We start from the raw sequence: 23,615 nt of genomic DNA, 5'->3' as shown, positions 1-23,615 counted from the left end.
GGCTGGTCCAGCCAGTCGAAGCAACGGCGCTGGATCTCGTCGGCCAGCCAGCCGCCATAGGAAGTGCCGACCGCACCCTGCTCGACGATGAGCACGTTGTTGGTCTTGCGAATGCTGGACTCAATGGTGTCCCAGTCGAGACTGGCACGGTCGAGCCAGCGCAGGTCGATCACTTCGGCGTCGATGCCACTCTGCTCCACGGCCTCCAGCGAATGGGCGACCATCGACAGGTACGTCAGCACCGTCACCTCACCGCCACTGCGGCGCACGGCTGCTTTACCGAACGGAATCTGGTAATCCAGATCCTCGCTGGGCACCAGGCCGGAGGTGGCATACAAGTCCACGTGCTCGATCACCAGAACCGGGTCTTTGAGGGCCAGCGCCGCGTTCATCAGGCCGATGTAATCGAATGGGGTGGACGCGGCAACGATGCGCCAGCCCGGACTGGTGGCGAAGATGCCCGCCGGGTCCATCGAGTGCTGCGAACCGTAGCCTGTGCCCATCGCAACCTTGGTGCGCAAGACGAAAGGAACCTCGATATCGCCGCCGAACATGTGACGCGCCTTGCCGATCTGGTTGAAGATCTGGTCGGCCGCGACCCACATGAAATCGGGATACATGAACTCCACTACCGGCAGATAGCGGCCATCCATCGCCAGGCCGCCGCCCAAACCGGCGAAGGCGTTTTCGCTGATCGGCGTACCGAGCACGCGATCGGGAAAACGTTCTTTCAAGCCGCGAGTGGCGCCGTTGGTGCCACCCTTGAGCCGATGGATATCCTCACCCATCACCACCACGCGCGGGTCGGTTTCCATTCGGCGGGCCATCACATCGGCGACTGCGTCGATGAACTTGCGCGGTTGCAATGTGCCGCTGAAGCTTGCCTCTTCGGCGGTACGGGCGCCTCGCAGTTCGGCAAGATCGCCGCGTACGCCAACGTTGCAGAAATCCGTGCCAGGCCAGAGTTCGGCACGGACACGGCGCTTTCCGGACTTGCCGGCAGGGTCTGCTTCGGTGAGCGCCGCCGCGGCACGCTGCATGGCTGCCTGGGCACGTTCGCGCAATTCGCTGATCCCCTGTGCGTCGATCAGTCCAAGCGCCTGCATGCGTCTAACCAGGTTGTCGATCGGGTCGCGCTCACGCCATGTCTGTTCCTCTTCCTTGCTGCGGTAGCCGAACGCACTGCCGGGAAACGCACCGTTCTGATGGAAGAAGCGGTACACGTCGGCTTCGATAATGGTCGGCCCCTTGCCAGCTCGCATGTGCGCCAGCGCTTCCTGCATCGCCAGATACACCGCCAGCGAGTCCATGCCATCGACGCGCCAGCTGGGTATGTTGAAGGCGGCTCCGCGTGCGGACAGGCGCGGTTCAGCTGTCGCCTCCTCGACCGTCGTCGATACCGCATAGCGGTTGTTTTCGATGAAGAAACACATCGGCAACTGCCAGGCAGCCGCCAGGTTCATGGTTTCCAGAACTGAGCCAATGTTGATGGCGCCGTCGCCGAAGTAGCTCACCGCCACGGCATCGGTACCCGCATGCTTGTGCGCCCAGGCTGCACCGGCTGCCAGTGGCACGCCGCCGCCGACGATTGCGTTGGTACCCAGCACGCCAGCGTCCTCCCAACGAAGGTGCATGGAGCCGCCGCGGCCATGGCAGAAGCCTTGTGCCAGGCCAAGAATCTCGGCCAGGGTGCGCTGCAAGAGGCTTTCGACTTCCGCCGTCAGCGGAGCCTTCGGATCGATGCCGTTCGGGTTGAGGTAGCCGAGGGCCTTGGACAGGAACTGATGATGACCACGGTGCGAGCCGTTGATCTGGTCAACGCCCGTCAGCGCCACGATCGAGCCGGCCGCGCCGCCCTCCTGGCCGACGCTCGAATGCGCGGGGCCATGCACCAGCCCTTCTGCGGCGAGTTCCAGCACGGACTCTTCAAAGGCGCGGATCAACTGTAAATGGGCCATCAGCGTGCCCAGCACGGCGGGATCGGCGTCCTTCCAGTCCTGTTCGGTGGTGCGCAGCTCCACCCATGGAGCGGCGGGCGACAGCGCAATATGTTCTGACATAGTGTCGATCTCTGAAATAGGGGTCAGATGTAGCCGTAGGCCGTCCAGCCACCGTCGACGACGAGAGCCTGGCCATTGATGAATGCAGCGCCGTCGGCCGCGAGAAACAAGGCAACGCCGGCAATTTCTTCCGGCTGCGCCAGGCGACCTGATGGCGTGCGCGCGGTGAGTGCGTCGAGGTCCATACGCCCCTCGCTCACCAACTTGTCGATCAATGCCGTCTGCACATAGCCGGGCGCGATTGCGTTGACGCGGATGTTGGATTGGGCCCATTCGATGGCGAGCACTTTGGTCAACATGACCACCGCAGCCTTGCTGGCGCAGTACGCGGCACGCTGAGGTGCAGCGGTCAGGCCGTACATCGACGCGGTGTTGAGGATGACGCCGCCACCCTGATCCACCATGCGCCGCGCCGCCGCCTGGGCGCAGTAGAAGACGCCGTTGAGATTGATGTTGATCGCCTGGCGCCAGTCTGCGGCGCTCAGTTCCAGCGTCGGCCGGTTCATGGCAATGCCGGCATTGTTGAGCACCACGTCGATGCGACCGAAGCGTTCCACGGTCCGCGCCATGGCGGCCTCGACGGCGTGCTCGTCAGTAATCGAGGCTGCGATCGTTTCTACCTGGATACCGGAATGTTGCTGCTCCAGCTCCTTGCGGGCCTGCTCAAGCGCCTGGCCATTGATATCGAGTAAAACCAGGTGTGCCGCATTTGCAGCAAAGGCCTTGGCCATGGCCAGGCCTATGCCGCTGCCCGCACCGGTCACGAAGACTACCTTGCCTGCCAGCTCCGGGTAGCGTTGTGTGTAGCTGCACACCGGTGCCTTTAGCGTGTTCTGTTGCATCATGCTGTTCCTTCCAGAAAGAGGGGTTGCGTCAGCGAGGGATTCAAAGCAGTCCGAGGAAGTGCGCCATCTGCTCGATCTGCGCGTCGACCATGTGGTGCCCCAGATGAATCGGATGACCACGTTCCTTGGCCGCGACCAGCAGCGGCGTCATGTCCGGGTTCATGACGACCTCGGCGATCAGCGTGCCAACGGGCAAGCGATCGAGTTCGAACGGCAGCAGGTCGCCAGGTTTCAACCCCAGTGAGGTGGCATTTACCGCCAGCGTGCATTTTTCAGGGGATGCGCCACCGACCTCGGCATCGAGTTGCGGATAGTGCGTGCGCAGCTCCTGCACCAACTGCCGTGCACGGTTTTCAGTGCGGTTGTAGATGGCGATGGCGAATGCGCCGTGGCGTGCCAGTGCATGCGCAATCGCCTTGGCGGCACCTCCCGCTCCGGCCAGGTAAACACGCTGACCAGCAATGACATGGCCCTGCCCCAGCAGCCCCTGAACGAACCCTTCGCCATCGAGATTGCTGCCGGTCAGCGTCCCCGCTTCATGATCGATACGCAGAATGTTGACGGCTCCACTGCGTTGCGCTGCCTCGGTCAGGTCCGTGCAGTGCCGGACAACGGCTTCCTTGTACGGAATCGTGACAACCATGCCGATCAGGCTACGAATGGCGGGCAGCCCTGCGACGAAACCGGCGAAGTCTTGCGGCCGAACATGGAACGGCACGAGCACCGCGTTGCTGCCAATACGCTGCAGATACGCGTTGAAGCGCTCCGGCGTACGCACGTGATCGATGGGGTCGGCAACGATGCCGATGACCCGTGTTTTGCCATTGATCATGTATCCCCCTGAATTCGTCGTGCCCTGGATATTCCCAAGACACCCAAGCCATCTACCAACAAGTAAACACATCTTGTCTGACAGGTGGAGGGATAGTATTCTCGTCCCTGAAAGCATGTCAACAAGCATATATTACTTGTCAGACATGTTCTGAAGCCGGAAAACCACACGCAACTGGACTGAACCGTTGAGGAACAACAATGATTTCGTTTGAAGGCAAAACCGTTCTGATTACCGGCGCCGCCAGCGGCATCGGCAAGGCTTGCGCCATGCTCATGGGCAGCGCAGGCGCCGCCCTGGCCTTGAGCGATATCAATGAGGAAGCGCTGGCCAAGTTGAAAGCCGAACTGGAGTCGGCCGGTATCCGTGCAAGCATCAGCTACCATGGTCTCGATATCGCGGATGAAGACGCTTGCGTGCAGACGGCGGCAGCTGCGGCTGCCTTCCACGGCAGGATCGACCACCTGATCCACGCTGCCGGCATCTACCCAGAGGCGCTGGTGAGCGACATGCAAGCAGCCGACTGGCAACGACTCATGCGTATCAACCTCGACGGGACGTTCTATATCTGCCGAGCCGTGATCAAGTACCTGGGCGAAGACAGTTCGATCGTCAATCTGGCGTCCGTCGCCGCGCACCGGGGCAGCTTTGCCCACGCTCACTACGCGGCATCGAAAGGCGCGGTCAGCAGTTTCAGCAAAAGCCTGGCGCTCGAACTGGCGCCAAAAACCCGGGTCAACGTGGTCTCTCCCGGTATCATAGAAACGCCGATGACGATCGATCTGCTCAAACAGAAAGGTCAGGTCATGCTGGACAGCACGCCGCTGCGCCGCTTTGGTACGGCGCAGGAAGTCGCCGGCGGCATTGCATTCCTCTGTTCCCCCCTCGCGCGTTTCGTGACCGGCGAAACCCTGCATATCAACGGAGGCTTGTACATTGTATAAAATGCTCCGCATGCCCCGGGGCGCTCTCCAACCCCGACCACTACAAGGTTTTCCAGAATGAGCGGACTGCACAAAGCGCCGAGCAAGAAGAAACAAACAGCAGGACAAGCGCATCAGTCCGTGTCCGGCGAAATTGTTGCCTGGCTGAATGAGCAGATCGAGACGCATCAGCTCAAGCCAGGCGAAAAACTGCCAAGCGAAAGCGAGTTGTGCGCGCAATTTTCCGTCGGCCGCTCGGCTGTGCGAGAAGCGCTGTCGCAGCTCAAGTCCGAAGGGCTCGTCCAGGCCCAGCAAGGCCGGGGCGTTTTCGTGAACGAACCTGGCTCTCGCCAGACTTTCCGCCTGCAAGCCACTTCGCTGGAAGACAGCGAAGGCCTGGCACACATCATCGAGCTGCTGGTCACCTTCGAGTCGGCCGCCGCGCGCTATGCGGCGATGCGGCGCACACCCGAGGATGTGAAATTCATCAAGCGCGCGCTGATCGGCATGGAATACGCCATCCTCAACGACAAGCTGGGCGAAGAAGAAGATTTCGCCTTCCACCACGCCATCGTCGAGGCCACCAAGAATCCGCATTTCAAAGCGCTCAATGACTTCCTGGAGCAGCACGCACGCAAGCTGATACGCCAGGCGCGCAGTAATACCGCAACGAACTACGCCGAGCTGATACAAGACGTTCAAAATGAACACCAGTCGATTTTCAGTGCCATCGAAGCAGGCGATGCAGACGCTGCGGGCGCGGCCGCAGAATCGCATCTACGTAATGCGGCGCAGCGATTGAACACATATTTGCACGTCTGAAACCATCGATCTCTCCTCGGATCAATCAACGCACCGAACCTGGTCTGCGCTGGATGCAGGCACAATAAAACGCCCCCACCGCTCTCCCCCCCCTCGAAGCAAGGGGGGGCCATCATGCGGCCCCCGCCAGACGCAAGTACGCTGCGGTTGCTGCGCTCCGAGACGACATTTCAACAACAAGACAAGTGTCGCTCCGCCACCGATAATGCCGCTCTTCGATCGCAGGAAGAGCGGCATTTTTCATCACAGGGTGCGAGCGACCAGTTCGCGCATGATGTCGTTGGCCCCGCCGTAGATACGCGACACCCGGCTGTCCAGATAATGGCGAGCTACCGGGTACTCGAGCATGTAGCCGTTGCCGCCATGCAGTTGCAGGCATTGATCGACCACTTTCGAATACAGCTCCGAGCAATACAGCTTGGCGGCGGCAGCGGCGGAAGTGCTCAGATCGTGCGCCAGGCATAGCTGCATGCAGCGATCGACGTAGGTCTGGCCGATGGTGATCTCGGCTTTCAGGTCGGCGAGTTTGAAACGCGAATTCTGGAAATCGATGATCGGCTTGCCGAACACGGTGCGGCCACGGGTGTAGTCGATGGTGTGGTCGAGCACCGCCTGGGCACCGGAAATGCTGCTGATGGCAATGGACAGGCGTTCCCAGGCCAGTTCCTTCATCAACTGAATGAAACCCTGCCCCGGCACGTCGCCGAGTACGTTGGCTCGCGGCACACGCACGTCCTCGAAAAACAGCATGGTGGTGTCCTGCGCATGCAGTCCGACTTTCTTCAGCGGCTTGGATTTGGTCACGCCCGGACGGTTCGCTTCAACCAATATCAGCGAGATATCCTGCGAGCCCTTGCCGGTGTTACCGGTCCGCGCCACCACCACGATGATGTCGCAGTTGGTGCCGTTGGAGATGAAGGTCTTGGCGCCGTTGATGACGTAGTCATCGCCATCGAGCACCGCGCGTGCGTTGACCGCTTGCAAGTCGGAACCGGTGTTCGGCTCGGTCATGGCCACGGCGGCAATTGCTTCGCCACTGGCCATTTTCGGCAGCCACTGCTGCTTCTGGGCCTCGGTGCCGAAGTTGATGAAGTAGCCGGCGCAGATGTCATGCACCGAAAAACCGTTCAGGCCCGTGGTGTTGGCGAAGGCGACTTCTTCGGAGGCGATCATCGAGAAGCGACGATCCAGACCCAGGCCACCATACGCCTCTGGCGTCGTTGCGTTGAGCATGCCGAGCTCACCGGCACGTCGCCAGATCTCGCGCGGTACGCAGCGGTTTTCTTCCCATTGCTCGTGAAACGGGCTGCACTCCTCGCTCAGGAAGCGTCGAACGGTGTTACGGAATTCTTCGTGTTCATGCTCGAACAAAATACGCGGGATCATGACATTTCCTCAGGGACAAGAGCCGGACATTGCCGGCCGGCGTGTCCACGATAGGAAATGCGGAGGGGGTACTGTCCCCCTCAGGGAGAGGGGGACGATTGTCGCTGTGCTCAGTTGGCGGGTGGCGTCATTTTCTGCAGCTTCATCATGGCCTGTTTCACCGCCAGACTCTGATAGCTGATGTTGGCCGCGTTGAGGCTCACACCTTCCTGGAACGGGTACTGCGCAAGGGTGGCCATGAACGCCTGGATCTTGTCCTGGATCGGCACGAACAGCCACATCTGATCGCCAGCCCATCGCGCCGACATGGGCGAGTCCCGGCGTGCTGTCTCAAAGGGGTCAGCCTTTAGATTGGTAACCACGGGCACATTGGTGACCGTACGGGTCGCCGAACCGAAGGAGCCGGTCATGCTGGCGAAAGTCACCTTCCAGTCACGCCAGCGCACCGCGTTCAATTCGCCGCCCATGCCGAAGTAGAAATACTCCTCGCGCGGGCTCTCCTTGGCCTCACCCTTGAAGAAAGGCAGGAAATTGTATCCATCCAGATGCACCTTGTACGATTTACCGTTCAGGGTCGTGCCCTTGGCAAGGTCCTCGCGCAGCTTGGGCAGGCCGGCCGCCGCGGCCAGGGTCGGCATCCAGTCGTTATGGGCGATCAGATTATTGAAATGGCTGCCCGGCTTGATCACGCCGGGCCATTTCACCAACAGCGGCACGCGGTGCCCGCCTTCGTTGGTGGTGCCCTTCTCGCCATTGAACGGCGAGGTGCCGCCATCTGGCCAACTGACCTTCTGTGCGCCGTTGTCGGTGGTATAGATGATGATGGTGTTGTCGGCGATGCCCAGCTCGTCGAGCTTCTTCAGCAACTGACCGACCTGCCCGTCGTGTTCGACCATGCCGTCCGGGTACAGGCCGATGCCGGTCTTGCCGTCGGCTTCCTTGCTCAGGTGGGTCCAGACGTGCATGCGGGTGCTGTTGAACCAGACGAAGAACGGTTTATCGGCCTGGTGCGCCTTGTCGATGAAGTTCTCGGTGGCCTGGACGAATTCCTCGTCGATGGTTTCCATGCGCTTGCGGGTCAACGGGCCGGTGTCTTCGATCTTGCCGTCGGCATAAGAGTGGACCACCCCGCGTGGGCCGTATTTTTTCCGGAACTCAGGGTCTTTCGGGTAGTAGTAGGTCTCGGGCTCTTCCTCGGCATTCATGTGGTAGAGGTTGCCGAAAAACTCGTCGAAACCATGCTGCGTCGGCAGGTGCTTGTCACGGTCGCCCATATGGTTCTTGCCGAACTGCCCGGTCGTGTAGCCCTGCTGCTTCATGACGTTGCCAATGGTGGGTGCCCAATCCGGAATGCCGTGCTCGGAGCCGGGCATGCCAATGGTCAACAAACCGGTGCGGAACGGATGCTCGCCGAGCAGAAACGCCGAGCGCCCGGCAGTGCAGGACTGCTCGCCGTAGGCATGGGTGAACAGCACGCCCTCTTTGGCGATGCGATCGATGTTCGGCGTCTCGTAACCCATCATGCCCTGGTTGTAGGCACTTAGATTGGAGAAACCGATGTCGTCGCCGAAGATCACCAGGATGTTCGGTTTATCGGCGGCCAGCGCAGTAGAACCCCAGCCCCACATCAAAGTGGCAAATAGTAAAGCAGGCAGCCATGTTTTAGTGCACTTCATCTTGCATCTCCATTGTTGTTATTCGTTGGGATCAGCACAGGTTTTCGATGTCACAACATGGCCAGGTTCAATCTTTTCCTGATGGACCGGGCTCGTAATGGTCCGGCCACAGCGTGCGCACGGCTTCGCCATCGGTGCGATAGGTGTGGCAGGTGCCGATGACCCAGTGCTTCGGGCGTTTGAAACCAGGCTCGCGGGTCTCGCGTAGGCGCATCTGTTCACGCAACAACGGTGCGGTGGTCTGGATCAGGGTGGTGGCCATGGGGCCAAGCAATTCGGTCAGATGCGTACAGCCGCGCTCTCCGCCGACGCGTTCTGTCACCCGTTGTTTGAACCCGGCACCGATTTTCAAGCCCTTCAATGCCGCGTAGGCGTGGCTGATCTGCTTGCACATGGGCGCGGGCGTGATTTCGGAGCGTGCTTCCACGTGCTGGATCACAAGGTTGGCGTCCACGGTCATCACGATGACCATCTGATGCAGCGCCCCGCCGGCCTCAATGGTGCCAAAGGGCATTTCGGTTTCTCTGCCCTTGATGTCCAGTAAGCGTCCTTCAATGTCGAACAGGCCGTCGCTGCGTAAATAGCCGGTGCAGGTGACGGTGCGGGTATGCAGCAGTTGCCGCACAGGAGTGGTTGCTTCGTCGTCGGTCATCGAACAGCCTCGCGCCGGAGTCGGGAAAGGCGACCGTGCAACACGGTCGCCGTTGTTTTCTGATCAAACCGTACCCAGGCCGCCACCGCAGACCAATACCTGGCCCGACAGGTAGTCCGATTCCGGAATGCAGAACAGGTACACGGCGTTGGCCGCTTCGTCAGGGTTGCCGGGACGGCCCAGCGGAATCATGGTTTTTGAGGACTCGACAACAGCCGGACTGATGCCGACCTTGATTTCCCGACCCTCGATATTGATGAACTTCGGATCACCTTCCACCGGCAGGGTCATACGGGTTTCGATGTGACCGAAAGCCACCGCGTTGACGTTGACCTTGTAGCGTCCCCACTCCTTGGACAGTGCCTTGGTCATGCCCAACACACCGGCCTTGGCCGTGGAATAGTTGACCTGGCCGGCATTGCCGGCGGCCGATACCGAGGAGATGTTGACGATCTTGCGATTGACCACGCGACCTTCGGCCGCCTCTTGCTTGGCCGCCGCACTGATGATCGGCTGAGCCGCGCGCAGGATGCGGAACGGCGCGGTGATGTGGCAATCGATGATCGCGTACCACTGCTCGTCGGTCATCTTCTGGATCACGCTGTCCCAGGTGTAACCGGCGTTGTTGACGATGATGTCGATGGTGCCGTAACTGTCCATCGCGGTCTTGACCAGGCGGTCGGCGAAGTCAACGGCCGTCACGCTGCCCACGCAGGCAACCGCGTCACCACCAGCAGCGCGTATTTCTGCAACCACTTCTTCGGCCGGCGCGGCGTCCAGATCGTTGACCACGATGCGCGCTCCTTCGCTGGCCAGTTTCAGCGCCACGCTGCGACCGATCCCACGGCCGGAGCCGGTGACCAGGGCGACTTTACCTTCGAGCTTTTTCATTGTTGGGTTCCTGCCAATGTTTTTGTAATTGAGTTCACGCCAGGGCGACGACGGCGTCACCGGTCAGGCGAGGTTCGCCGTATTGGTTGTTGCACTGGATCTGCACGCGCACGCGCTTTTCACCGTTGGCTTCGTATTTCTCGACAATGCGCCCGGTCAGGTGCGGGATATGCCCAAGCTGGGTGATGCCGACAAAGCGCATCGACAAGAAGCGGATTTGCGCTTGCGGCACCCAGCCGGTCAGCAGGCGACCGAGGTAAGCGGCCGACAGCATGCCGTGGGCAAACACATCGGGCTGGCGCGAGCGGCGTGCGAAATCGAGATCGATATGCACCTGGTTGTGATCGCCGGAGGCGCCGGCATACAACGCTAGCGTGGTGCGATTGATCGGCGGCAGCTGCAACGGCGGCAAGGCATCGCCCACCTGCAGTTCGCTGTATCGAGGGATCGTCATGGTCTGCTCCTCAGCGCTGCACCACCGACGAACGAACGTCGGCGATGTGCTCACCCAGCTGGTTGGTCACGCGGGTCTCGCTGACCACGAATTGCAGCGCGCCGTTCTTCTTGTCGTAGACGTCGACCACGCGGCAATCGAACGTCAGCACGTCGCCGGCGTACGCCATCCGGTGATAGGTGAAGCTTTGCTCGGCATGCAGGATGCGACCGAGGTCGAAACCCATGATGCCTTCGATGATGTGGTCGGTATCGCGGCCTTCGCGTTCGAGGCAAAACAGGAACGTCGGCGGCATCGGCAGGGATTTGTGCCCCGCCGCCCTGGCCGCCGCTTCGTCGGTATAGACAGGATCGGTTTCGCCGATGGATTTGGCGAAGAAACGCAGGCGCCCCTTCTCCAGCTCGGCAGTGGTCACGCCGAGCGAACGGCCGATCAGACTGATGTCTGCCATTGCACTGGGTTCCTTGCAGGTGATTGGGAAAACGCGCGCTCGAAGCGAGCGCGCGTACAGCTGATCAGCCGCGACCGAACAGGGTCACGATGCCTGCGCCGCCCAGACCCAGGTTGTGTTGCAATGCGTGTTGCAGACCTTCGACCTGACGGTCGCCGGCGCTACCGCGCAGCTGGTGGGTCAGCTCATAGCACTGTGCAAGACCGGTGGCGCCCAGTGGGTGGCCCTTGGACAGCAGGCCGCCCGACGGGTTGACCACGACCTGGCCGCCGTAGGTGTTGTCGCCGTCCATCACGAATTTCTCGGCGCCGCCTTCGGGGCAGAAACCCAGGCCTTCGTAGGTCAGCAGTTCGTTCTGGGCGAAGCAGTCGTGCATTTCGCAAACACGAATGTCTTCCGGACCGACACCGGCTTTTTCGTAGACTTCCTGCGAGGCGCGCTGAGTCATGCCGACACCGACGATGCTGATCATCGACGGCGGATCGAACGCGTCCGGCTTATCGGTGACCAGCGACTGGGCGAGGATGGTCACGTCGGTGCGCAGGCCATGTTTCTTGGCGAAGCGCTCGGAAACGATAATCGCCGCAGCACCGCCACAGGTCGGCGGGCAAGCCATCAGGCGAGTCATCACACCCGGGAAAATCACCTGGTCGGCCATCACGTCTTCAGTGGTGATGACTTTCTTGAACACCGCCAGCGGATTGTTGGCGGCGTGACGGCTGGCCTTGGCGCGAATCGCCGCGAAGGTCTCCATCTTGGTGCCGTACTTTTCCATGTGCTCTTTGCCGGCGCCGCCGAACAGGCGCAGCGCGTTCGGCATGGCATCGCCCTCCGGGAAGATCTGGCTCGACACAGCCATGCCCTTGCCGTAAGTGCCTGGACGGTCCAGCCAGTGATCCTTCAGCGCGCCCGGCTGCATCTGCTCGAAACCGAACGCGAGGGCGCAATCGACGGCGCCGCTTTCCACAGCCTGGCGAGCCAGGTACAGGGCGGTCGAACCGCTGCCGCAGTTGTTGTTGACGTTGACCACCGGGATACCGCTCAAGCCCACTTCGTACAGCGCCGACTGGCCACTGGTGGAGTCGCCGTACACATAGCCGGCATAGGCCTGCTGCACCAGGTTGTAATCAACGCCTGCATCTTTGAGGGCCAGGCGAATGGCCTGCGCGCCCATCTCGATATAGCTGAGGCTGGCACCAGGCTTGGTGAACTGAATCATGCCGACGCCGGCTACGTAAGTTTTCTGCGACATCATTTTCTCCAAGGTCAGTTGAAAGGCTCCGCTCGTCGCGTTGGTCTGGCGGCGATCACAGCAACCCCTGGATCGATAGTCACGTAAACCGGCCTGAATCCTGCCCCCTCCTGTCGAGGGGGATGGGTCGAAGCGCCCCCCTTGCGGGCTGCACGCCGGAAAAGTGCTGCAGCCCCCCCCTCCCCGCCACGTGTCGCCCCCCCTCTCCCCGAGGGGGCAGCGTTTGCGTGCATTGCGATTAGCGTTGCCCCCAGCTCGACCAAAAACAAAAACAAAAATCTCACAGGTAGCCGCAACGTGACTCTCGTCCGCACTGCATCACATCCAACTCCGCCACAGCCATGCGCTGCTGCTCTCGTCCGCTCAACCGCCGCGAACATCCCGGTCACCTTGACTGACTTCCCGTCGTTCTGAATTTTGCAATTGGAGCGCCTCATGACAATAAGAAATAACCAAGCTTTCCAGCCGCAACTGCTAGCCATGGCGGTTGCGCTTGGCATCAGTGCCCAGGCACAGGCCATTGATTTCAAGATCGGGGAAATTGAGGGGCAATTCGATTCATCGCTTTCGATTGGCGCCAGCTGGGCTGCTGCCGATCCGAATCCGAAGTTTGTGTCCAACTTCAATTCGGTGGGTGCGAACGGTGACTCGTCGGCGCGCAATGCCGACGACGGCCGGCTCAATTTCAAGAAAGGCGACACCTTCTCGAAAATCTTCAAAGGCGTACATGACCTGGAGCTGAAGTACGGCGAGAGTGGTGCTTTCGTGCGCGGCAAGTACTGGTACGACTTCGAGCTCATGGATGAGCACCAAGCGTTCTACGACATCGACGACCATGGCCGCGATCGTGCCGCCAAGTCCTCAGGCGCGATGTTTCTCGACAGTTTTATCTACCACAACTACACGATTGGCGATCTGGCGGGCAACGCACGGCTGGGCAAGCAGGTGGTCAGCTGGGGTGAGAGTACTTTTATCAGCAACGGCATCAACGCGATCAACCCGGTCGACGTGACGGCGCTGCGTCGTCCGGGCGCCGAGGTCAAGGAAGGCCTGATCCCGGTGAATTTGCTGTACGTGTCGCAAAGCCTGAGCGAGAACCTCAACGCCGAGGCGTTCTATCAGCTGGAGTGGAAAAAGTCGGTGGTCGATAACTGCGGAACCTTCTTCAGCATCGACCCGGTCGCCAAGGGCTGTAACGATCGCAACGTACTGGCCGGCCTCGACCTAGCGCCAGGTGTGGCGAGCAACACGGCGACCCTCGCCCAAATCAACGCCGGGGCGCTGGACGATGTCTATCTGCCGCGTTCCAAGGACAAGGATGCCCGCGATGGCGGCCAGTTCGGCCTGGCCCTGCGCTGGAACGTACCGGAGCTGAACGACACCGAGTTCGGCGCCTACGCCATGAACTATCACAGCCGCAGCCCTTCGGTCAGCTTCACGCAGAACACTTCGACCGTGCCCGGCCTGGCCCAACAGGTTCGCGCTACCCGCTACTTCGTCGAGTACCCCGAAGATATCCGCCTGTATGGCTTGAGTTTCGCCACCAACTTCGAAGGTGTCGCGCTCGGTGGCGAAGTCAGCTTCCGCCCGAACATGCCCTTGGGCATCAACGGTGCCGATCTCAACTATGCCGCCACCGGCGTCTCGCCGCTGACGCCGGTCCTGACCACTGGTTTTGCCAGCCGATCCGCCGGTGCCTACCTGCCTGGCTACAAGCGGATGCCGGTGACCCAGGCGCAAATGACCGCCACCAAGTTCTTCAACCAGGTGCTGGGCGGCGAGCGCCTGACGCTGATTGGCGAAGTGGGCTACACGCACATCGGTGGCCTGGGTGAAACCGATGGCACCGACCTGCGCTTCGGCCGCAGCACCACCTACGGTGCCGGTATCTTGCCCGGAGCGGCTGGAGCGGCGACCTGCGCCGGCAGCCCAACCCAGGTTCCCGGCGCGCCCGTCGGTACGACCCGACCGAGCAATCCGCAACAGGAATGCAACAGCAAGGGCTTCTACACCTCCAGCTCCTGGGGTTACCGCGCTCGCGCCAGTCTGAACTATCCGAACGCCATCGCCGGCGTCAACCTGACGCCGAACCTGGCCTGGTCGCATGACGTCGATGGCCGCAGCCCGACCTTCGAGGAAGGCGCCAAGGCAATCAGTGTCGGTCTGGATGCGGATTACCAGAGCACCTACACCGCAAGCCTGAACTACACCAACTTTTTCGACGGTGAATTCAATACCCAGATTGATCGCGACTTCCTTTCGCTCAGCTTCGGCGTGAACTTCTAACCAGCGTCAGACAGAGGAAAAACAGCATGAAAACAAAAACCATGATGCGAGCAAGTGCTTTGGCGCTGAGTCTGTTGGCCACCAGTGTAATGGCTGCCGTCTCCCCTGAAGAAGCCGCCCAACTGGGCACGACGCTGACCCCGTTGGGGGCGCTAAAGGAAGGCAATGCCAACGGCACCATCCCCGCCTGGACCGGTGGCCTGAAACCCAATGCCGCACCGGTGACCAACGGGTTCATCGGCAACCCGTTCGCCAACGAGAAACCCTTGCTGGTGATCACAGCGGCAAACGCCGAACAGCACAAAGACAAGCTGACTCCAGGCCAGCTGGCCATGTTCAAACGCTACCCCAACAGTTACAAAATCCCGGTATACACAACCCACCGCACCAGCTCCTGGTCGCAAAAAATCTACGACATCGTGAAGAAAAACGCGGTGTCTACGCAGTTGATCAATGAAGGCAACGGCGTGGCCAACTTCGGTGATGCGCACTACTTCGCCTTTCCCATCCCCAAGTCTGGCGTAGAGGTCTATTTCAACCATGCGACCCGTTACCGCGGGGGCAGCTTCACCCGCGCAACCGCCCAGGCCGTGCCTCAGCCCGACGGTTCCTACATCATCGTGCAGATTGACGAGGAAATGGGCTACCCGGAAAAGATGCAGGGCGTTGACCCGGCAGCAGCGGCCAACGTTTTGTATTACTACAAGAACACCATTACCGGGCCGGCGCGACTGGCCGGTACGGTATCGCTGATCCATGAAACCATCGACCAGATCAAGGACCCCCGCCAGGCCTGGGTCTACAACGCCGGGCAACGCCGTGTACGCCGTGCGCCGCAACTGGCCTACGATGGCCCGGGCTCTGCCTCCGACGGCATGCGCACATCGGACAACGCGGACATGTTCAACGGCGCTCCGGACCGTTATGACTGGAAGCTGGTCGGCAAGAAGGAAATCTACATCCCCTACAACAACTACAAGCTGCAATCGCCGGATGTGAAATATGCCGACATTCTCAAGCCCGGGCATATCAATCAGGACCTCGCGCGCTATGAGCTGCATCGGGTCTGGCATGTCGAGGCGACGTTGAAGCCGAGCCAGCGCCACATCTATGCCAAACGTGACATGTATTTCGACGAAGACTCATGGACCCTGGTCGAAGCCGACCACTACGACGGTCGCGGCCAACTATGGCGCGTCGCCGAAGGCTACGTGTTCAGTGACTACGTGAACGGCATTACCGGCTACGCCATGCAAAGCATTGCCGACCTGGTCGCTGGCCGCTACGTAGCGTTCGGCATGATGAACGAGACCGGAAAAGGCCCGAACTACGACGTCAGCTACAAACTGGCGGACTTCACCCCATCGGCCCTGCGTAACGCCGGCGTACGCTGATCGTGCAGGAGCGAGCCCGCTCGCGATGACGCGTTTATCCAGGAGACACGCGTTATCGTTGACGTCCATCGCGAGCAGGCTCGATCCTACACATGTCGTTTACTGGCCGGGCGTCGTCAACAGCGCATGCAACATGCGCGCGATCATCAAAGGGGTGTCCTGGTCGGTCAGGTATCCCGGTTTTTCCAACAGCATCGCCCGAGGCAGTGCCAGCAATGTCTGGTAAACCAGGAACTCGGCTTTCTCCCGATCCTTGACCACCACTTCACTGGCAAAACGCTGCATCAGCGTTGCCGTCGCGGTGGTGTCCCAGATCTGGCGGGCCTTGATCAAATCAAGGCGCACCAGTTCGTCATAGTGCGTGGAGCGGACACTGAATACTGGATCGAACAGGGTTTTCCTGTAGTGAGCCGCCAGACCAATGCGCAAGGTCAGGACAATCCCGTCGAACAGCGTAGCGCTGGCCGGCAAGGCGCCGATGCCCGCCAGCAACTCACCGTGGACCTCGGCACGGTAGTCCTCGAAGATCGCTGCAACCAGCGCTTCCATCGTCGGGAAATACTCGTAGATCGAGCTGATCGCCACGCCGGAATCTTCGGCCAGGCGCAGGGCTGACAACGCTTGGCGCCCTTCGCTTTCGAGAATCTGCCGAGCGGTTTGCTTCAGCGCCGAAACCAGGGCGATGGATCGCGCCTGCCGAGGTGCCTTGCGTGGCTGGGCCGGCACCTCGACCTGAAGGACGCCGTTATCTGCAGTGCGTTTGTCGCTCATAGGATTTCCCGGTAGATCGCGAGCACGTCTTCGAAACTGACTTGCCGTGGATTGTTGCCGAGCAGGCGCGTCTGCTTCATGGCATCGACCGCCAACATCTCCAGGTCAGACTCGCCGATACCAGCGTCACGCAAACGGCTGGTCAGGCACAGTTCTTCAGCCAGGTTGCCCATGTACTCGGCCAGTGCGTGAGCCTTGTGCAGGTCGCTGCCATCGATGTCCGGCAAGACGATTTCCGCCAATTGCGCGTACAGCGGCGTCACTGCGTCAAGGTTGAAGCGCATCACCGGCCCCAGCACCAACGCATTCGATACCCCATGCGGGACATGGAAACGTGCACCGATCGGATAGGCCAGAGCATGCACCGCCGCCACTGGCGCATTGGCGAACGCCATGCCCGCCAGACAGGCACCGAGCAGCATGTTTTCCCGCGCCTTGAGGTTCGTGCCGTCATTACAGGCCTGGAACAGACTGCCGGACAACAGGCGCAGCGCCTCACGCGCCAGGCAATCGGAAATCGGGTTCTTCAAGTGCTTGCTGGTGTAGGCCTCAATGGCATGGACCATGGCATCGATCCCGGTCGCCGCCGTGACATGCGCAGGCAAACCAAGGGTCAGTTCTGCATCCAGAACAGCCAGATCAGGCAGCAGCAAAGGCGAAATAACCACATTCTTTTCGCCCGCACCGGTAGTCACCACCGAGACTGCGGTCACCTCCGAGCCAGTCCCCGCGGTGGTCGGCACCAGGATCAGCGGCAGGCGCGGCCCCTTGGCCTGGTTGATGCCATATACCTCGCCGAGCGATTCATGACTGCACGCCAACAACGCTGTCAGCTTGGCCGCATCGAGCGAGCTGCCGCCACCCAAGCCCACCACGCAATCGGCAGCACAGGCCTTCGCTGCGTCCACCGCGGCCAGAATCACCGACTCGGGCGGATCGGCCTGCACCTGGGAAAACACCGTGACGGCGATGTTTTCGCGCACCAGTGCGTCAAGCACCCCTTCGAGCAAGCGCGCGGCAATGACGCCCACATCGGTGACCAGCAACACCGAGGCACATCCCTTGGCTTTCACTTGCGAAGCGAGCCGGGTCGTAGCACCCGATTCAATGACGATTGATGGGGTGGTCTGGAATGTCATTTTCAGCATGAAAACCTCGCGAGTTCCTGGGTGGCCGGAGGACTGGCAAGTGCTGACTGCCCATGCCTTCCGGAAACTTCTCACGATAGAGAGTCGGCCGGCTCGCAGGTCCCCTCGTTCGGGGTGGGGAGCCATCGATGCGGAAAACACAGAGCAATCCGATGAGGAACCCCGAACAGAACCGGTTTTATGATGTTTTTCAATCACTTGAGTTCAATCACTAAACACCCGAATCCGGAACAAATCCCCGCCCATCGTCCCCATACTCGATCCCTGCCCTACCCGGCCCCGGCCGGTTTTTTCACCTGCGAGTAGAGAGCCTGACAATGCCAACCGCGCAACAGTCAATAGAACAAAAAACCCAGCTCCTGCTGACCAACCCTGCAAAACTGGTCAACTATTCCCAGCTGGCCTGGCAGCAGTTGCCTCGCGCAGACGTTGCAGCGATGCAGCTCTGCGGCCTGAAGAAACGCTTCGCTGAACTGCGCGAGCGCATCCCGGTGCTGAAGAAACTGGCCGACGTCGAAGGCATCGAGGCCATCGAGCACCTCAACGATGCCGTGCCTTTGCTGTTCGAGCACACCGTCTACAAGTCCTACCCGCCATCACTGCTGGCCAAGCGCAGCTTCAGCCAGATCAACAAGTGGTTGGCCAAACTGGTCACGCCAGCCGTGGGCGAAGCCATCATGGCGGCCGACGTCAGTGCCTGCCAGGGTCTGGACGACTGGTTCGAGACCATGGACAAGGAGGTGCCGGACCTGCGCATCAGCCATACCTCGGGGACTTCCGGCACCCTGTCATTCCTGCCGCACGGGGTCCGCGAGTTCGAGAAAACCTTCGAGATCCGCCGCCTGTTCGCCTGGAACATGGACGGCCCGGACACGCCGAAGCCCGAGTTGCACACCGCCTACCCTTACTACCGCAAGGGTTATCTGAGCCATGTGCGCGCCAACGAATTCATGATCAAGGTGCTGCTGCCGGCCGAATCCCACTTCCATGCCGCCTATCCGTCCACGCTGTCCAGCGACATGCTGCACCTGGGCGCGAAGATTCGCGCGGCGGACGCCAAGGGCACCCTCGATCGCCTCGACATCAGCGCGGATTTGCTGGCCCGCAAGAAACAGTTCGATGAGTTGCAACTGGAAGCGCCACAGCACTTGGCGACGTTCTTCGCGCAGATGGCCAATGAGCTCAAGGGCAAGCAGGTCTACATCGGCGCGACCTGGAACCTGTTGCACAACATGGCCAAGGCCGGCCTGGAGTGCGGCCTGGAAAATGTTTTCCACGCCGATTCCTATATCAGCACCACGGGTGGCGCCAAGGGCGTTGTGCAACCCGAAGGCTGGCGTGAGGACGTATTGCGCTTTACCGGCGCCAAAGCGTTACACGAAACCTATGCCATGTCGGAAGTGATCGGCGGCTCCCATGCCCGCTGTGAGCATGGGCACTTCCACCTAGCGCCCACCGTCATCGCCTACCTGCTCGACCCCGATACCAGCAAACCGCTGCCGCGCGAAGGCCGGGTCACCGGGCGTGCCGCGTTCTTCGATCTGGGGGCGGAGGTGCGCTGGGGTGGTTTCATCACCGGCGACGAAATCACCATCGAATGGGACACACCCTGCGCCTGCGGTCGCCCGAGCCAATACGTCGTCGGCCCTATCCAGCGCTACAGCGAAAAGAACGGCGGCGACGACAAAATCACCTGCGCCGCCACTGAAGACTCCCACCGCGAAGCGATGGATTTCCTGAACACTTTCGAAGGCTGAAACCATGACCCAACCTATCGCGCCGATGATCATCCGCGGCCAAGTCATCATCGACAATCTCATCGAAGTGGGCGGCCGTGGCGGTGACCTCGCCTTCCTCACCCCCGATGCGCACAAGTACATCGACAAGCTGCCGCTGGGTAATCCGGCGAAGCTGGCGGACCTGTACACGCTCAGTTTCGAGGATATCCTCGACTATGCGCAGGCCCTCGGCGAACGCCTCGACTTCGCCAGCAATCCCTACCTGCAGGAAGCCTGCGAACTGTCCTACCTGACCGCGCCCACCACGCCGACCATGGTCAAAGGCAGTTACATGGGGCTGCGCCACATGCTGACCCGCGAGGCGATCACCGAAGCGGTGGATAGCACGGTGGGCATCAAGTACCTGGAAGGCTGGGTCAAACAGCAGTTGATCGACGGCACTGAACTGGAAACCCGCTGCTTCGGCGCGCGCACCCTGCACATCGTCGCCGGCAACGCGACCTCGCTGTCATTGCTGACGATCATCCGCAACATGGTGCTGCGCAGCGATGCGATCATCAAGGCACCGTCGAACGATCCGTTCACCGCCCTGGCCATCGCCCGCACCATGGTCGATATGGCACCGGAGCATCCGCTGACCAAACACCTCAGCGTGGCTTACTGGAAAGGTGGCGACCAGGCGTTCGAGCAACGGCTGTACCAGCCGCAGAACCTGGAGAAGATCGTTGCCTGGGGCGGTTATGCCTCGATGAAACATGTGACTCAGTACATCCAGCCGGGGCTGGAGCTGATCTCCCTCGATCCGAAACGCAGCGCCAGCATCATCGGCAAGGGCACATTCGCCACTGAAGCGACCATGCGCGAAGCCGCTGTGCGCCTGGCCATGGACATCGGTGCGCTGAACCAGAAAGGCTGCGTGTGCGCGCGGGTGGTCTACGTGCAGAGCGGCACCGACGAGGCGGGCCTGGCGCAGTTGAATACCTTCGGCCGCTACGTCTACGACGCCATGCACACCCTGCCGAACACTCTCAGCACCGTGCCCAAGCGTTACGACCAGAACCTCAAGGCCCACGTCGACGCACTGCGTCTTGATGACGAGTGGTACCAGGTGATCGGCGGCCAGGACGGCGAAGGCGCAATCATCTGTTCGCAGATTCCGGAACCGGTGTCCTTTGCCACCCTGCTCGACGACCGCACCGCCAACCTGGTGCCGGTCGACGAGTTGAGCGAAGTCATGGAGGCAGTGGATTCCTACACCCAGACCGTCGGCATCTATCCGGAAAGCATCAAGGATGAGCTCAAGGACGTCCTGCCGCTGTATGGCGCGCAACGCATCGTCTCGCTGGGCTATGCAGCGGCGATGAAGTGGGCGGCTCCGCAGGATTCCATCGAGCCGCTGCGGCGCATGGGCAAGTGGATTTCCAACCAGATCGCCTCGCCAGAAACCTCACCGGCGCCATGGTTGCGCCCATCGATCTGACCTTTCCTGTGCCCCGACGTCTGTCGGGGCACGCGTTTCCCCATAAGGAGTTTCCCGTGTCTACTTGTTTTGGATTTGCCGCCCACGAGGCCCACGGCGCCTTGACACCGATTCGTTTCGAACGCCGCGCCCTGCGTGCCGATGACGTCGCCATCGATATCACCTACTGCGGTGTCTGCCACTCAGACGCCCATCAGGTGCACAACGACTGGAACAACACCGTTTACCCTTGCGTGCCTGGTCACGAGATCGTCGGCCATGTGACCGCCGTCGGCAGCAGTGTGAGCCGATTCCGGATCGGTGATCGGGTGGCCGTCGGTTGCCTGGTCGATAGCTGCCAGCAGTGCACGCCCTGCCAGGAGCATCAGGAACAGCTTTGCACCCACGGCCCGACGCCGACCTATAACGGCAAGGATCGGGTGACCGGCGACAACACGTATGGCGGTTATTCCGACCATATCGTGGTACGCGAACAGTTCGTCCTGCGCATGCCGGAAAGCCTCGACCCGCGCTTCGCCGCGCCACTGCTGTGCGCCGGTATCACCGTGTGGAACCCGATGCGCCGTTACGGCGTCGGTCAGGGCACGAAAGTCGCGGTGGTCGGCCTTGGCGGGCTGGGCCACATGGCGGTGAAACTGGCCGTCGCCCTCGGTGCCGAAGTCACCGTGATCACCACCTCACCCGGCAAGGCCGACGATGCCCGCGCCCTGGGCGCCAACCATGTGCTGCTGTCGAACGATCAGCAAGCAATGCTCGCTGCGACCAATGCCTACGACTTTATCCTCGACACCATTCCAAGCCGCCACAACGTCAACCCGTATTTGATGCTGCTGGGGCGCGAGGGCGTGATGGTGCTGGTCGGGGCGATCGAACCGCTGGAGCCGATCCACGGTGGCTTGCTGATGCGCAATAACCGCACCCTCGCCGGATCGATCATCGGTGGCGTGCAACCCACCCAGGAGCTGCTGGACTTCTGCGCCGAACACCAGGTGATGCCGAGCTGCGAAATGATCGATATCCAGGACATCAACACGGCCTTTACCCGCCTGCAGACCAACGATGTCAAGTACCGCTTCGTCATCGACATGTCCACCTTGCGTGACGTGAAGCAGCAGTGATGCCCTGCGCTGCGGTGACCGCCACCGCAGCGCCCGCTTGCGAACCAGACAACAACAATAACCGGTTACCCGCGCAGGAAAAGACATGACACCAATCGAACAATCCGTACCCCTCGCCGGGGCAATTCCCTGCACCGACCTGGCAAGCACCTATCGCCGGATCATCTGGCGCCTGATGCCCTTTCTGTTGATCGCCTTCATCATCAACGCCATCGACCGCATCAATATTTCCTTCGCCAAGCTACGCATGGCCGAGGACATTGTGTTGAGCGATGCGGCCTATGGCATCGGTGCCGGTATCTTCTACTTCGGCTACATCCTCTTCGAAGTCCCCAGCAACCTGTACATGCAACGTGTCGGCGCGCGCGCCACCCTCACCCGGATCATGGTGCTCTGGGGTGCGGTGACCGTGGCGACTGCCTTCGTCACCACGGCCAACCAGTTGATTGCGGCGCGCTTTCTGCTCGGCATGGCCGAGGCCGGGTTCTTTCCCGGTGTGATCCTGTACTTGACCTACTGGTTTCCCGCTGCCTTGCGCGGGCGTATCACGGCGGCGTTCATGATGTCGGGAGTTATCGCTGGCGTCATTTGCGGTCCGCTGGCCGGTGTGATCATGAGCCACCTCCACGGCTGGCTAGGGTTACATGACTGGCAGGTGCTGTTTGTGCTGACGGGTGTCCCGGCCATCGTGTTGGGGATATTCGGCTGGTTCTGGCTGACCGACAAACCGGCGCAGGCTGCCTGGCTCAGTCCTGAGCAAAAACAGGCGCTGGCCGCTGTGCTGGCGACCGAACGGGACAAGTCACATGGCGGTTTCGCCCAAGTGCTGCGCGATCCTCGGTTGTACGTCGCAGGGCTGGCGTACTTCTGCATCTACAGCGGTTCGATCACCGTGTCCTACTGGATGCCAACGTTGATTCGCGACTTTGGCCTGGACGACCTGACAACCATCGGAACGGTTGCGACCCTGCCCTACCTGGGCGCATTGGCAGGCATGTACCTGCTTGGACGTAGTTCCGATCGTCATCTGGAGCGGCGCTGGCACCTGGGCCTGACCATGCTGGTAAGCGCCTGCAGTTTCGCCCTGCTTGGATTTACCCAGGGTCACGCCGTGCTCTCGATAACCCTTATGACGCTAGGCGCCGCGGCGGCCCTGTCCTCCATGCCGCTGTTCTGGACCATTCCTCCGGCGTTTCTCAATGCAGCCAGCGCTGCCGGCGGCATCGCGGTCATCAGCAGCCTTGGGCACCTGGCCGGCGTCGTCAGCCAGACGGCGGTTGGTGCGATCAAGACCGCAACCGGTAACCTGTACTTGGCCTTCGACCTCATCGCCGCCGTGCTTGTGCTCGGCGCACTGGCCTTGCTGATCGGCATTCCGGCGCACAGTTTGAATGAGCGACGCAACGGCCGGTAACAGGTATCAGAACAAGGGCGG

Annotated in this window: 20 protein-coding genes; 8 read left to right on the top strand and 12 right to left on the bottom strand. The window is 61.0% G+C overall.

The features are described 5' to 3' along the window. From PMI35_RS30470 to PMI35_RS30480, 3 genes are all read right to left on the bottom strand, one after another. On the bottom strand, positions 1 to 2,060 hold a 2,060-nt coding region (locus tag PMI35_RS30470), incomplete at its 3' end, for an alpha-ketoacid dehydrogenase subunit alpha/beta (protein ID WP_008054751.1). A gap of 23 nt (positions 2,061 to 2,083) precedes the next feature. Continuing rightward, positions 2,084 to 2,905 (bottom strand): SDR family NAD(P)-dependent oxidoreductase, encoded by an 822-nt coding sequence (locus tag PMI35_RS30475; RefSeq protein WP_008054749.1) that lies wholly within the window; start codon positions 2,903 to 2,905, stop codon positions 2,084 to 2,086. Positions 2,906 to 2,945: 40 nt separating this feature from the next. Continuing rightward, the gene (locus PMI35_RS30480) at positions 2,946 to 3,737 is read right to left on the bottom strand and encodes a shikimate dehydrogenase family protein (RefSeq protein ID WP_008054747.1); all 792 of its coding nucleotides are present in this window, start codon (positions 3,735 to 3,737) and stop codon (positions 2,946 to 2,948) included. 200 nt (positions 3,738 to 3,937) lie between these two features. On the opposite strand from PMI35_RS30480, the gene PMI35_RS30485 reads away from it, so the two are divergent. After that, on the top strand, positions 3,938 to 4,681 hold the full coding sequence (locus PMI35_RS30485) for an SDR family NAD(P)-dependent oxidoreductase (protein WP_008054746.1): 744 nt from the start codon (positions 3,938 to 3,940) through the stop codon (positions 4,679 to 4,681). A gap of 57 nt (positions 4,682 to 4,738) precedes the next feature. Further along, entirely contained in the window at positions 4,739 to 5,482 is a 744-nt protein-coding gene (locus tag PMI35_RS30490) for a FadR/GntR family transcriptional regulator (protein ID WP_008054744.1), read from the top strand. A 243-nt stretch (positions 5,483 to 5,725) separates the two neighbouring features. Here PMI35_RS30490 and PMI35_RS30495 read toward each other — a convergent pair whose 3' ends face one another. From PMI35_RS30495 to PMI35_RS30525, 7 genes are all read right to left on the bottom strand, one after another. Continuing rightward, positions 5,726 to 6,868 (bottom strand): acyl-CoA dehydrogenase family protein, encoded by a 1,143-nt coding sequence (locus PMI35_RS30495; RefSeq protein WP_008054742.1) that lies wholly within the window; start codon positions 6,866 to 6,868, stop codon positions 5,726 to 5,728. Positions 6,869 to 6,978: 110 nt separating this feature from the next. After that, positions 6,979 to 8,544, bottom strand: a complete 1,566-nt coding sequence (locus PMI35_RS30500; protein ID WP_008054741.1) for an arylsulfatase — start codon at positions 8,542 to 8,544, stop codon at positions 6,979 to 6,981. A gap of 67 nt (positions 8,545 to 8,611) precedes the next feature. Further along, the gene (locus tag PMI35_RS30505) at positions 8,612 to 9,196 is read right to left on the bottom strand and encodes a DUF2889 domain-containing protein (RefSeq protein ID WP_008054739.1); all 585 of its coding nucleotides are present in this window, start codon (positions 9,194 to 9,196) and stop codon (positions 8,612 to 8,614) included. 63 nt (positions 9,197 to 9,259) lie between these two features. Continuing rightward, positions 9,260 to 10,087 carry an SDR family NAD(P)-dependent oxidoreductase gene (locus tag PMI35_RS30510; RefSeq protein WP_008054737.1) on the bottom strand — a complete coding sequence of 276 codons (828 nt, stop codon included), beginning with the start codon at positions 10,085 to 10,087 and terminating at the stop codon, positions 9,260 to 9,262. Positions 10,088 to 10,121: 34 nt separating this feature from the next. Continuing rightward, positions 10,122 to 10,541 carry a MaoC family dehydratase gene (locus PMI35_RS30515; protein WP_008054735.1) on the bottom strand — a complete coding sequence of 140 codons (420 nt, stop codon included), beginning with the start codon at positions 10,539 to 10,541 and terminating at the stop codon, positions 10,122 to 10,124. Between the two features lie 10 nt (positions 10,542 to 10,551). Beyond that, complete coding sequence (locus tag PMI35_RS30520; protein WP_008054733.1) at positions 10,552 to 10,992, bottom strand: MaoC family dehydratase N-terminal domain-containing protein; 441 nt, start codon at positions 10,990 to 10,992, stop codon at positions 10,552 to 10,554. Positions 10,993 to 11,056: 64 nt separating this feature from the next. Then, positions 11,057 to 12,244, bottom strand: a complete 1,188-nt coding sequence (locus PMI35_RS30525; RefSeq protein WP_008054732.1) for a lipid-transfer protein — start codon at positions 12,242 to 12,244, stop codon at positions 11,057 to 11,059. Positions 12,245 to 12,679: 435 nt separating this feature from the next. Between PMI35_RS30525 and PMI35_RS30530 the strand changes: the two genes are divergently transcribed. After that, complete coding sequence (locus PMI35_RS30530; protein ID WP_008054731.1) at positions 12,680 to 14,530, top strand: DUF1302 domain-containing protein; 1,851 nt, start codon at positions 12,680 to 12,682, stop codon at positions 14,528 to 14,530. Positions 14,531 to 14,556: 26 nt separating this feature from the next. Then, positions 14,557 to 15,924, top strand: coding sequence for a DUF1329 domain-containing protein (locus tag PMI35_RS30535; RefSeq protein ID WP_008054729.1), 1,368 nt, complete (start codon positions 14,557 to 14,559; stop codon positions 15,922 to 15,924). 99 nt (positions 15,925 to 16,023) lie between these two features. Here PMI35_RS30535 and PMI35_RS30540 read toward each other — a convergent pair whose 3' ends face one another. Both PMI35_RS30540 and PMI35_RS30545 read right to left on the bottom strand, forming a co-directional pair. Continuing rightward, complete coding sequence (locus PMI35_RS30540) at positions 16,024 to 16,695, bottom strand: TetR/AcrR family transcriptional regulator (RefSeq protein ID WP_008054727.1); 672 nt, start codon at positions 16,693 to 16,695, stop codon at positions 16,024 to 16,026. After that, a complete protein-coding gene (locus PMI35_RS30545) occupies positions 16,692 to 17,843 on the bottom strand; it encodes an iron-containing alcohol dehydrogenase (protein WP_008054725.1) in 1,152 nt (383 codons plus the stop codon). The genes PMI35_RS30540 and PMI35_RS30545 overlap by 4 nt, the downstream gene beginning before the upstream one ends. A 317-nt stretch (positions 17,844 to 18,160) precedes the next feature. Between PMI35_RS30545 and PMI35_RS30550 the strand changes: the two genes are divergently transcribed. The 4 genes from PMI35_RS30550 to PMI35_RS30565 all read left to right on the top strand — a co-directional run bounded on the left by PMI35_RS30550 (position 18,161) and on the right by PMI35_RS30565 (position 23,594). Continuing rightward, the gene (locus PMI35_RS30550) at positions 18,161 to 19,600 is read left to right on the top strand and encodes a hypothetical protein (RefSeq protein ID WP_008054724.1); all 1,440 of its coding nucleotides are present in this window, start codon (positions 18,161 to 18,163) and stop codon (positions 19,598 to 19,600) included. Between the two features lie 4 nt (positions 19,601 to 19,604). Continuing rightward, positions 19,605 to 21,062 (top strand): acyl-CoA reductase, encoded by a 1,458-nt coding sequence (locus tag PMI35_RS30555; protein ID WP_008054723.1) that lies wholly within the window; start codon positions 19,605 to 19,607, stop codon positions 21,060 to 21,062. Between the two features lie 56 nt (positions 21,063 to 21,118). After that, positions 21,119 to 22,180, top strand: a complete 1,062-nt coding sequence (locus PMI35_RS30560; RefSeq protein ID WP_008054722.1) for an NAD(P)-dependent alcohol dehydrogenase — start codon at positions 21,119 to 21,121, stop codon at positions 22,178 to 22,180. A gap of 85 nt (positions 22,181 to 22,265) precedes the next feature. Continuing rightward, positions 22,266 to 23,594 carry an MFS transporter gene (locus PMI35_RS30565; protein WP_008054721.1) on the top strand — a complete coding sequence of 443 codons (1,329 nt, stop codon included), beginning with the start codon at positions 22,266 to 22,268 and terminating at the stop codon, positions 23,592 to 23,594. Positions 23,595 to 23,615: the final 21 nt, after the last annotated feature.

Source organism: Pseudomonas sp. GM78, assembly GCF_000282475.1.
In the GTDB taxonomy this organism is placed as follows: Bacteria; Pseudomonadota; Gammaproteobacteria; order Pseudomonadales; family Pseudomonadaceae; genus Aquipseudomonas.
The sequence above is the reverse complement of the archived record's forward strand: the minus strand, read 5'-3'. Positions and strand labels throughout refer to the sequence as shown.